The following is a 10,914-nucleotide window of genomic DNA, read 5'->3' as shown; positions in this document are numbered from 1 at the left end:
TCGCTCCCCGAGATTACCGCAAATATGCAGGCGCGCTTTCACCGTCCCGCCGCATACGTTGGCAACGCCAGGCCGAAGGTCACTTGGCAAGCAGGGCGATAGTCCGTTAGCGTCAGCGGCCTGCACCACCATGCTCACGGGGACTCCATGTACAACCTGCTGCGCGCCGGCATCGGCCTGGCGCTGCTGTCGCTGGCCGCTGCGCCGGCCACCGGCGCTTCGCGCTTCATCCAGGATCCGTATCCCAGCACCTACCAGCCGCGCAGCAGCGAGGCCGTGCTGATCCACAACGCCACCGTGCTGACCGGCACCGGGCAGCGCCTGGACGATGCGGACGTGCTGCTGCGCGACGGAAAAGTAGTGGAGGTCGGCCGTGCCCTGCAGGCGGGCAGCGAGGTGCGCCGCATCGACGCGCACGGTCGCTGGGTGACCCCCGGCCTGATCGACGTGCACTCGCACCTGGGCGTGTATCCCAGCCCCGGCGTCAGCGCGCACAGCGATGGCAACGAGATGACCGCGCCGGTGACCGCCAACGTCTGGGCCGAACATTCGGTGTGGCCACAGGATCCCGGTTTCGCCGAGGCGTTGGCCGGCGGGGTGACCAGCATGCAGGTGCTGCCCGGTTCGGCCAACCTGGTCGGCGGCCGCGGCGTGGTGCTCAAGAACGTACCCACCACCACCTACCAGGCGATGAAATTCCCCGGTGCGCCGTGGGGGCTGAAGATGGCCTGCGGCGAGAATCCCAAGCGCGTGTACGGCGGCAAGGGCACCGCACCGGGCACCCGGATGGGCAACGTGGCCGGCTACCGCGCCGCCTTCATCGATGCCAGCGACTACATCGCCAAGAACACCGCCAAGCCGGCCAAGCGCAAGCGCTGGTTCGGCGGCGACAAGGAAGACAGCAGCGGCGACAGCGGCGGCAAGCGCGACCTGAAACTGGACACGCTGGCCGGCACGATCCAGGGCGACATCCGCGTGCACATCCACTGCTACCGCGCCGACGAGATGGCCACCATGCTCGACCTGGCCGATGAGTTCGGGTTCAGGATCGCCGCGTTCCACCACGGCGTGGAAGCCTACAAGCTGGCCGACCGACTGGCCCAGGAAGGCGTCTGCGGCGCGCTGTGGGCTGACTGGTGGGGCTTCAAGATGGAAGCTTTCGACGGCATCCAGGAGAACATCGCGCTGGTCGATCGCCCTGCCAACAGCTGCGCCATCGTGCATTCGGACTCCCCTGAAGGCATCCAGCGCCTGAACCAGGAAGCGGCCAAGGTGATCGCCGCCGCGCGCCGCGCCGACATGCCGGCGATCGCGCCAGAACGCGCCATCACCTGGATGACCGCCAATGCGGCCAAGGCGCTCGGGATCGAAGGCAAGACCGGCACCCTGGAAGCGGGCAAGAACGCCGACGTGGTGGTGTGGAACGGCAACCCCTTCAGTTCCTATGCGCTGGCCGACCAGGTCTTCATCGACGGTCATCAGTACTACGATCGGGCCGATCCGCGCAGCAAACCGGTGTCTGATTTCCGTCTCGGCCAGGAGGTGCGCTGATGATCGGTGCACGCATCAAGACCGCGCACGCCCTCGCCCTGCTGCTGGGCCTGGCCGCGCTGCCCGCCACCGCGCAGGACCTGTTGATCCGCAACGCGACCGTGCATACCGCCAGCGCGCGCGGCAGCCTGTCCAATGCCGATGTGCTGGTGCGCGGCGGTGTCATCCAGGCGGTGGGCAGCGGCCTTGCCGCACCGGCCGGCGTGGCGGTGGTGGAGGCCGAGGGCCGTCCGCTGACGCCCGCGCTGTTCGGTGGCATCACCGAAATCGGCATCGAGGAAGTATCCGGCGAAGAGAGCACGGTGGACAGCACCCTGACCCTCGGCGAGCAGCCGTTGCGGCCGGAGTTCGACGTCACCCTGGCCTACAACCCGGCCTCGATCCTGGTTCCGGTGGCACGCGTGGAAGGCATCGGCTTCACCGCGCTGGGCGCGCACATCGGCGGCGGCTTCATCGCCGGCCAGGGCGGCGTGATCCGGCTGGATGGCAGTGCCGATCCGATCGGTCCGCGCGCCCTGTACCTGCGGCTGGGATCGGCCGCGGCAGAGCTGACCGGCAAGTCCCGCGCAGCCCAGTGGATGCTGCTGCAGCAGGCCGTCGACGAGGCCCGTGGCCGCCTCGGCAGTGATTCTCCGCATGCCCTGCTGACCCCCGCCGGCCGGCGCACGCTGGCCGATTACCTGGCCGGCAAGGGCCGCATCATCATCGAAGTGGACCGTGCCTCGGACATCCGCCAGCTGCTGCGCTGGTCGGCACGCGAGAAGGTCAAGATCGCCATCGCCGGCGGCGCCGAGGCCTGGCAATTGGCACCCGAACTGGCCCAAGCCCGCGTGCCGGTCTTCGTCGATGCGCTGGGCAATCTGCCGACCACCTTCGACCAGATCGGCGCGACCCTGGAAAATGCCGCCCGCCTGCGCAAGGCCGGAGTGGAGGTCAGCTTCACCCAGAGCGGCGATGCCTCGCACAACGCGCGCAAGGTGCGCCAGCTGGCGGGCAACGCGGTGGCGCATGGCTTGCCGTGGGCCGACGGACTGGCCGGCCTGACCCGGGTACCGGCGCAGGCGCTGGGCGTGGGCGACCGCATCGGCAGCATCGAGCCGGGCAAGCTGGCCGACCTGGTGCTGTGGGAAGGCGATCCACTGGACGTGGCGCATTATGCCGAGCAGGTGTGGCTGGGCGGACGCGCGATGCCGATGCGTTCGCGCCAGACCGAACTGCGCGACCGTTACCTGCCGCGCACGGCGCAGCCCTGACCTGCCCCGGCCCCGGGCCCCAAGGACACCACCTGGCCGGCTGCGGTGCACCGCAGCCGCTGGACACCCGGACGCCGATGGCACGCGCGGAATGGCCAAAAGTGCGATACGTTTCACGCTTATGAAGCGGTAAACGCGCCTGGAGGGGGCCTGCGAATGCGCATCGGAATCGTCGTTGACTCGGCCTGCGACCTGCCGCAGGACTTCATCACCCAGCACAACATCGTCCTGCTGCCGATCACGGTGCGGATCGGCGAAGCCATCCTCGCCGACCATCGCGACGAACAGGCCACGCTCAGCTTCCTGCATGCCCACGTGGCGGAGAACGGCGCGGAGGCGGAGACCATACCCTTCAGCGTCCAGCAGATCCGCGACCTGTTCCTGCAGCGCCTGGTGATCGATTACGACCATGTGTTCTGCATGACCATCACCAAGACCCGCAGCCCGATCCACGACAACGCGCTGCAGGCCAGCTTCGCCATCCTCAACGACTACAAACCGGTGCGCCAGGCGGCAGGTTTCAATTCGCCGTTCGCGCTGCGGGTGATCGACACCCAGAACCTGTTCGCCGCCCAGGCCGTGACCGCCGTGGAAGCGGTGCGGCTGCGCGACAGCGGCGCCAGCGTGCAGCAGATCCGCGAGCGGCTGGAAGAACTGGCCGGCAACGTGCATGGCTACATGATCACCCGCGACCTGTACTACATGCGCGCCCGCGCCCGCCACAAAGGGGATCGCAGCGTCGGCCTGATCAGCGCCGCGCTGGGCAGTGCACTGGACATCAAGCCGGTGCTGCACGGCTACCGCGGCGAGACCGGCCCGGTGGCCAAGATCAAGGGCTTCGACAACGCGGTGACCAAGCTGTTCGAGGTGGTCGGCCAGCGCGTACGCGCCGGGTTGATGACCCCGGCGGTATGCCTGAGCTACGGTGGCGAACTGGACGAACTGCGCGCCCTGCCCGGCTACGATGCGCTGCGCCAGGTCTGCAGCGACCACGGCGTGGCGGTGCTGGAAACGGTGATGAGCCTGACCGGCATGGTCAACGTGGGCAAGGGGGCATTGACGGTCGGTCTCGCCGATGGACCGCACCGCTTCGAATGAGTAGCCTGCGGCGGTCCTGCACGCACCGTGCACCGGCCGCCTGCAACGCTTGCACCCTTGAACGGAGATGCCAATGACCACGTACTACATCAGCCTGCCGGACCCGGCCAAGGCCCGCGGCAGCGATGCCGAACTTGCATTCACCGCCCATGGTGCCGAGGGCTTCGCCGAGCAACTCCAGGCTGCCCTGGCCAACCCGACGCTGTTCGAGAAGTGGAAGGCCAAGCAGTCCGATCCGGACGCGGTGCCCGAACAGTGGGGCGTCATCGACCCTGCCGCCAGCGTGACCGGCAGCCAGGACGACCTGCAGATCAAGCTTGAAGCCCGCACCACGATCAAGGGCGAGATCCTGAAGGAACGCCTGCGCCTGCTCGCCGGCCCGCACTGGACCCTGCACGACGTCCGCTCGTAACGCCGCGCCCATGCCCGGCGGCTTCCGCAGGAAGGGGCAGGTGGCCGCCGGGTCAGGAAGGTGCGAAAATCACCCCCCTTTCAGGCCCGCCGTTGGCGCCGGCCGTCCCACCGAGGTTATGTGAAGACCCCCCAAGGCCTGCAGGCGCTGATCGACGACGGCGTGATCGATGAAGTGCTGCGCCCACTGAAGAGTGGCAAGGAAGCGGCTGTGTACGTGGTACGCAGCGGTGACGATGTGCGTTGCGCGAAGGTTTACAAGGACATGGCACAGCGCAGCTTCCAGCAGCGCGTGCAGTACCAGGAAGGCCGCAAGGTCCGTGGCAGCCGCGAAGCCCGTGCCGTGGGCAAGGCCAGCAAGTACGGCCGCAAGCAGCAGGAAACCGCCTGGAAAAACACCGAAGTGGATGCGCTGTACCAGCTGCGCGACGCCGGTGTCCGCGTCCCCGAGCCGCATGGCTACTATCACGGCGTGCTGGTGATGGAACTGGTCACCGATGCCGAGGGCTTCTCCGCCCCGCGCTTGGGCGAAGTGGAACTGGCGCCGGACCAGGCACGCGATTACCACCAGGTGCTGGTACGCCAGGTCGTGCGCATGCTGTGCTGCGGCCTGATCCACGGCGATCTGTCACCGTACAACGTGCTGGTGGACCCGCAGGGCCCGGTGGTGATCGATTTCCCGCAGGTGGTCAGTGCCGCAGGCAACAATGCCGCGCGCAGCATGCTGCTGCGCGACGTCAACAATCTCACCGCCTACCTGGGGCGCTTTGCCCCGGAGCTGCTCGACACCTGGTACGGCGAAGAGATGTGGGCGCTGTTCGAAGCCGGTGACCTGCTGCCCGATTCGCCGCTGACCGGCACCTTCGTCCACGATGAAACCACCATCGACCTGGACAGTGTCCGCCACGCCATCAACGATGCACGCGAAGAAGCGCTGATCCGCCAGCAGGGTCGTGAAGCCGCCGAAGAAAACGACGACTGACCAGGAAGCTCACGCTGTCCCGTAGCGCCGAGCCATGCCCGGCGCTACCCGATCACAGCGCCTTGGCGTGGTGCGCGATGTGATCACCGATGAAGCTGGCGATGAAGTAATAACTGTGGTCGTAACCGGGTTGCAGGCGCAGCTGCAGCGGATGGTCGGCCGCTTCGCAGGCCGCCTGCAGGCGCTGCGGCTGCAATTGCCCGCCGAGGAACTCATCGGCGTCGCCCTGGTCGACCAGCAGCGGCAGGCGCTCGGTCGCGGTGGCCACCAGTTCGGTGGCATCCCACTGCGCCCACGCGCTGCGATCGGTGCCCAGGTAGGCGCTGAACGCCTTCTCGCCCCACGGCACCTGGCTGGGCGCCACGATCGGTGAGAACGCCGATACGCTGCGGTAGCGGCCAGGATTGCGCAGTGCCAGCACCAGCGCGCCGTGACCGCCCATCGAATGGCCGCTGATGCCGCGCGCATCGCTTGCCGGGAAATGCGCTTCGATCAGCGCCGGCAGCTCCTCCACGATGTAGTCGTGCATGCGGTAGTGGCGCGCCCACGGTTCCTGCGTGGCATTGAGGTAGAACCCCGCGCCCTTGCCCAGGTCGTAGCCTTCCGCATCGGCCACCTCATCGCCGCGCGGACTGGTGTCCGGCGCCACCAGGATGATGCCGTGCTCGGCGGCGTAGCGCTGTGCACCGGCCTTGGTGATGAAGTTCTGCTCGTTGCAGGTCAGCCCACTCAGCCAGTACAGCACCGGCAGCTTCTGCGTGGCGGCCTGCGGTGGCAGGTAGACCGCCAATTTCATCTCGCAGTCCAGCACCTCCGAACGGTGCTGGTAGACGTCCTGCCAGCCGCCGGAACAGGCGCGGTGTTCAATGCGTTGCATGCTGTGGCCCCCGATCAGAAGTGCACGACCGAACGGATCGACTTGCCTTCATGCATCAGGTCGAAGGCTTCGTTGATCTTTTCCAGTTCCATGGTGTGGGTGACGAACGGCGCCAGTTCGATATCGCCCTTCATCGCATCTTCGACCATGCCCGGCAGCTGGCTGCGTCCCTTCACCCCGCCGAACGCGCTGCCCTTCCAGGTACGGCCGGTGACCAGCTGGAACGGACGGGTCGAGATCTCCTTGCCGGCGCCGGCCACGCCGATCACCACCGACTGGCCCCAGCCACGGTGCGCGCATTCCAGTGCAGCGCGCATCACGTTGACGTTGCCGATGCACTCGAAGCTGTGGTCCACGCCCCAGCCGGTCATTTCCACGACCACCTGCTGGATCGGCGCCTCGTGCTCGCTCGGGTTGACGCAGTCGGTGGCACCGAACTCACGCGCCAGTTCGAATTTGGATGGGTTGGTGTCGATGGCGATGATGCGCCCGGCCTTGGCCTGGCGTGCGCCCTGGATCACCGCCAGGCCGATGCCGCCCAGCCCGAACACCGCCACGCTGTCGCCTTCCTGCACTTTGGCGGTGTTGTGTACCGCGCCGATGCCGGTGGTGACGCCGCAGCCGAGCAGGCAGACGTGTTCCGGATTGGCATCCGGGTTGATCCTGGCCAGCGATACTTCGGCCACTACGGTGTATTCGCTGAAGGTCGAGCAGCCCATGTAGTGGTAGATCGGCTCGCCGTTGTAGCTGAAGCGGGTGGTGCCATCGGGCATCACGCCCTTGCCCTGCGTGGCCCGCACGGCCACGCACAGGTTGGTCTTGCCACTCTTGCAGAACAGGCATTCACCGCACTCGGCGGTGTACAGCGGGATCACGTGGTCGCCCGGCTGCACGCTGGTCACGCCCTCGCCCACTTCCACCACGATGCCGGCGCCTTCATGGCCCAGCACGGCCGGGAACAAGCCTTCCGGGTCATCACCGGACAGGGTGAACGCATCGGTGTGGCAGACGCCGGTGTGGGTGATCTTGACCAGCACCTCGCCCTTCTTCGGCGGGGCGACGTCGATCTCGACGATCTTCAGTGGCTGGCCAGGACCAAAGGCTACGGCGGCGCGGGACTTCATGGTGGGTTCTCCAGGGGACGGACAAGGACAAGGGTAGGCAGGCGCGTGTTGCGCGCGTGTTGACGAGCGCCCGCAAGCGGCGGGCACGGTTCATTTCAGGTAGGAACGGATCAGCGCGCCCATGTCGCGCACGCGCTCGGAACGCTGCGCGTCGGACGCTGCAGGCTGGCCGAACTCCTCGCGCAGGTGCGCTTCCATGACCTCGGACATCAGCCCGTTCACCGCACCGCGGATGGCCGCGATCTGCTGCAGCACCGGGCCGCAGTCCGCGCCGGATTCCAGCGCGCGGTCCAGTGCATCGCACTGGCCGCGAATGCGCCGCACGCGGGCCAGGACCTTCTTCTTTTCTTCAGCGGAATGCGGCATCGGGCAGCGGCCATGGAACTATACTGGGGGACAGTATATCGATGACCGCCGTGGCGGTCCAGCCCACGTCATGGCGGGATCACCGCAGACCCGCCGCCAGTTCCCGCACCAGCACCTCCAAGTGCACGAAATACTGCGTGATGGGGTTGTTCGCCTCTCCTGCAGCCTCGGCACGCAGCAGGAAGGGATTCATCAGCGAGTGGCGCAGGATGGACAGGCTGCCAAAGCTGCCGGCCTCGCCCCCGTCCAGGCCGAGCTGGCGCAGGATGCGCCGCATGTCCCGCCTGCCCACTGCCTGCTCGCGCAGACTGGTGCTGGAAGCGAGGAAGGCCGGACAGCTGCCATTTCCCAACGGATCAGGCCTGAGCCGATCATGGAGCTGCTGCACGAATCGGCTGGCCGCATCGATGCAGCGATTGCCCTGCGGGTTCAACGCAAGGCACACCAGGTTGCTGTCCGGCTCGCACGGCACCAGGACTTCGGCCACGTCGCGAACGCGTTCGGCGAAGTCCGTCACCTGGTCCGTGAAAAATTCGGCGGCCAGCAGGGTGCGACGGGCCAGCACGCCGAAATGGGCATGGTCCAACGGCAGTACGCGCTGGCTGACGTAGGCCGCCGCAGCCATCGCGCCCGGTCGCGAGCCCTCCGGGGTGAACTGCCCCACGCGCGCGTACTGACCGATGTAGCCGGCCGCAGGATCGCCGGCGAACACGTAGTCGGCCTGTTCGGCCAGCAAGGGCATCGCGCGGTTGTCACGGCAGACGAAGGCGCCTGCGCCGCATGCCAGGTACCCCAGTTTGTGCGGATCCACGGTGGCCGAATCTGCCCGGGCCAGGCCCTCGAACGCGCGGTAGACATAGGGCTGCGGGAAGTCACGATACTCTGCGCGCATTTCCTGCAACGACCGCAACGCCCCGCTTTCATGGCGGAATACGCTGGCAAGATAGCCGCCCCATGCCGCATCCACGTGCACGCTGAGGCCCAGCCCTGCCCGGGTCGAGCGATCACGGGCATCGCATATCGCCTCCACCGGGTCGATGCTGCCGTACTCGGTGCTGCCCAGCACGGCCACGACCATCAACACCGGCTGGCGCGTACGCGCGCAGTCGCGCAGTGCTTCGTCCAGGGCCTCGATGTCCAGTCGCATGCCCTGGGTGCGCAGCAGCCGCAGTTGTGCCTTGCCCAGGCCGACCAGCTTCATGCCCTTGTTCCAGGAATAATGCACGGTCGACGATGCCAGCACCTGCGGAACGCGAAGCGTGGGATGGCGGGCGAAGAATTCGTTCAGGCCCAGTGTTTCGACCTGCTGCCCAGTGACCCGGGCACGCCACCGCTGGCGGTCAGCGGGTGGAAGCGCGGCAATCCACGCCTGCCATTGCTGGAACAGCGCGATGCCAGCGGCGGGACCGCAGTTGAACGCCGCGTCGTCGTCCTCCGGCAGGGGAATGTCCGGCACCTTGGCAGCACGCAGCGCCACTGGCCAGGCCTTCAGTGACATGGCCAGGCGCAGCGCCTGGTAGTTGGCGGTGGTGCCGCCGGAGGTCAGGTGGCCGAAGGCACAATCCGGCTGCCTGACATCGTCGGGCCAGCCGAGCATGCGGGCCAGTTGCAGGCCAACCTCCATTTCCATGCGCATGGTGACCGCGCCGGAGTCGGTGTTGATGTTGTTGGGGTCGTAAGGCAGCGTCAGCATCTGCGCCAACAGGCCGGGCAGCAGCAGGTCCGATGACATGTGGCCGATGTAGCGTGGGCTGTGGAAAGGCACTGAGTCCTTCAGTGCATGGGACAGTGCGCTGAGTTCTTCCAACATGCGCTGCTGCAGCTGACGGTATTTCGGCGAGGCCGCGCGCGGGGCCGGCACGGGCCCGTCGCCCTGCGGGTGCAGGCTTCGACGCCACTCGACATGATCGCGGAAGAAGTCGTAGAGCAGCTCCTGGATGAACCCGTCGTTGTCGGCGAAGGGCCCGAGAAAGCACGCAGCCATGGGATCCTGCAACGTCTGCAGCGCTGAGCAGGCGGGAAGATCAGGGGCGGGAGCGGGCCACGCCTGGGTAAGGACGGCGGGATTGGAAGCGCGTGATTGCATGCGGGTATACACCTTGGCCATGGCAGGAAAGTGCTGCCGCGGCAACGCCGGCGGTTGGCGCCTGCTTCATGGCGGGTGCGCGTGCAGCAGCCCGATCCTGCGTTGCCCGGTCCATGGCGATTGCAGGGAATCTGCCCGATAGGGCATCGGGTTTTCCGACACTGGGCCGTTTGCGGTTGTACCCGTCATCCGGTGCGCGGCAGTGCCCCGCGCGTGCCCGTCATGCAGATGACCGGCGCAGGCTCGGATCCGGATGCAGACGGCGCGCAGGCGCCATTCACGCCACGCGCAGCAGGTCCACGAACGCACGCAGCGCCGAGGTCATCTGCCGCTGCCGCGGGTAATACAGCACGAACCCCGGGAACGGCGGACTCCAGTCTTCCAGCATGCTGACCAGCTGCCCGGACGCCAGCCACGGACGCGCGGCGTCTTCCAGCACGTAGGCAATGCCCAACCCGTCCAGCACGGCGCGCACGATGGTGGTCTGCTCGCTCAAGGTGATCCGGCCCTGGACGTCGATCTCCAGCGTTTCATCGCCGCGTTCGAACTGCCATTTGTACAGATGACCGCTGGCGAAGCGGAAGCGGACGCACTGGTGGCGCAGCAGGTCCCGCGGGTGCTGCGGGGTTTCGTGGCGGGCCAGGTAGGCGGGCGAGGCCACGATCATGCCGCGCAGGGCCGGCCCCAGCGGAACGGCCACCATGTCTTCGGGCACGAACTCGTGCAGGCGCACGCCCGCATCGAAACCCTCGGCGACGATGTCCACCAGCCCGTCGTTTTCGGTCACCTCGATGCGCACGTCCGGGTGCGCACGCAGGAAATCGGCCAGTCGCGGACTGAGCTGGGTCGGCACGGCGGCGCGGGCCGCGTTGATGCGCAGCAATCCTGCCGGCGTGGCGCGGAACTGGTTCATTTCCTCCAGTGCGTCGCTTACCTGCCCCAGTGCCGGCTGCAGCCGCTCCATCAGCCGCTGGCCGGCCTCGGTCAGCGAGACGCTGCGCGTGGTGCGGTGGAACAGGCCTACCCCCAGGCGTTCTTCCAGCGCACGGATGGCATAGCTGACCGCCGACGTGGACAGCGCCAGTTCGGCAGCGGCGCGGCGGAAGCTGCGATGACGCGCCACGGCGGCAAACGCCGCGAGATGGGTGAGGTTATCCGTCGCCATT

General features: G+C 67.4%; 10 protein-coding genes. 5 read left to right on the top strand and 5 right to left on the bottom strand.

Annotated features, from left to right (window positions below; all coding sequences use genetic code 11):
• Positions 1 to 147: 147 nt before the first annotated feature.
• From CXG43_RS05080 to CXG43_RS05060, 5 genes are all read left to right on the top strand, one after another.
• Positions 148 to 1,551, top strand: coding sequence for an amidohydrolase (locus tag CXG43_RS05080; protein ID WP_101098961.1), 1,404 nt, complete (start codon positions 148 to 150; stop codon positions 1,549 to 1,551).
• A complete protein-coding gene (locus CXG43_RS05075) occupies positions 1,551 to 2,804 on the top strand; it encodes an amidohydrolase family protein (protein WP_101098960.1) in 1,254 nt (417 codons plus the stop codon). The genes CXG43_RS05080 and CXG43_RS05075 overlap by 1 nt, the downstream gene beginning before the upstream one ends.
• A 156-nt stretch (positions 2,805 to 2,960) precedes the next feature.
• A complete protein-coding gene (locus tag CXG43_RS05070) occupies positions 2,961 to 3,902 on the top strand; it encodes a DegV family protein (protein WP_101098959.1) in 942 nt (313 codons plus the stop codon).
• Positions 3,903 to 3,969: 67 nt separating this feature from the next.
• Positions 3,970 to 4,314 carry a hypothetical protein gene (locus CXG43_RS05065; RefSeq protein WP_101098958.1) on the top strand — a complete coding sequence of 115 codons (345 nt, stop codon included), beginning with the start codon at positions 3,970 to 3,972 and terminating at the stop codon, positions 4,312 to 4,314.
• Between the two features lie 120 nt (positions 4,315 to 4,434).
• Positions 4,435 to 5,295: a PA4780 family RIO1-like protein kinase gene (locus tag CXG43_RS05060; RefSeq protein WP_101098957.1), complete on the top strand. Its 861-nt coding sequence runs from the start codon at positions 4,435 to 4,437 to the stop codon at positions 5,293 to 5,295.
• A gap of 52 nt (positions 5,296 to 5,347) precedes the next feature.
• On the opposite strand, the gene fghA is transcribed toward CXG43_RS05060, so the two are convergent.
• The 5 genes from fghA to CXG43_RS05035 form a co-directional block, all read right to left on the bottom strand.
• Entirely contained in the window at positions 5,348 to 6,172 is an 825-nt protein-coding gene (gene fghA, locus CXG43_RS05055; RefSeq protein WP_101098956.1) for an S-formylglutathione hydrolase, read from the bottom strand.
• Between the two features lie 14 nt (positions 6,173 to 6,186).
• A complete protein-coding gene (locus CXG43_RS05050) occupies positions 6,187 to 7,296 on the bottom strand; it encodes an S-(hydroxymethyl)glutathione dehydrogenase/class III alcohol dehydrogenase (RefSeq protein ID WP_101098955.1) in 1,110 nt (369 codons plus the stop codon).
• A 90-nt stretch (positions 7,297 to 7,386) separates the two neighbouring features.
• On the bottom strand, positions 7,387 to 7,662 hold the full coding sequence (locus CXG43_RS05045) for a metal/formaldehyde-sensitive transcriptional repressor (RefSeq protein WP_101098954.1): 276 nt from the start codon (positions 7,660 to 7,662) through the stop codon (positions 7,387 to 7,389).
• 79 nt (positions 7,663 to 7,741) lie between these two features.
• Positions 7,742 to 9,646 (bottom strand): pyridoxal-dependent decarboxylase, encoded by a 1,905-nt coding sequence (locus CXG43_RS05040; RefSeq protein WP_198551385.1) that lies wholly within the window; start codon positions 9,644 to 9,646, stop codon positions 7,742 to 7,744.
• A 379-nt stretch (positions 9,647 to 10,025) separates the two neighbouring features.
• Positions 10,026 to 10,913: a LysR family transcriptional regulator gene (locus tag CXG43_RS05035; RefSeq protein ID WP_101098952.1), complete on the bottom strand. Its 888-nt coding sequence runs from the start codon at positions 10,911 to 10,913 to the stop codon at positions 10,026 to 10,028.
• Position 10,914: the final 1 nt, after the last annotated feature.

Source organism: Stenotrophomonas sp. Bg11-02 (genome assembly GCF_002836635.1).
Lineage (GTDB): Bacteria > Pseudomonadota > Gammaproteobacteria > Xanthomonadales > Xanthomonadaceae > Stenotrophomonas > Stenotrophomonas lacuserhaii.
This window is presented reverse-complemented; position numbering and strand designations above follow the sequence as displayed.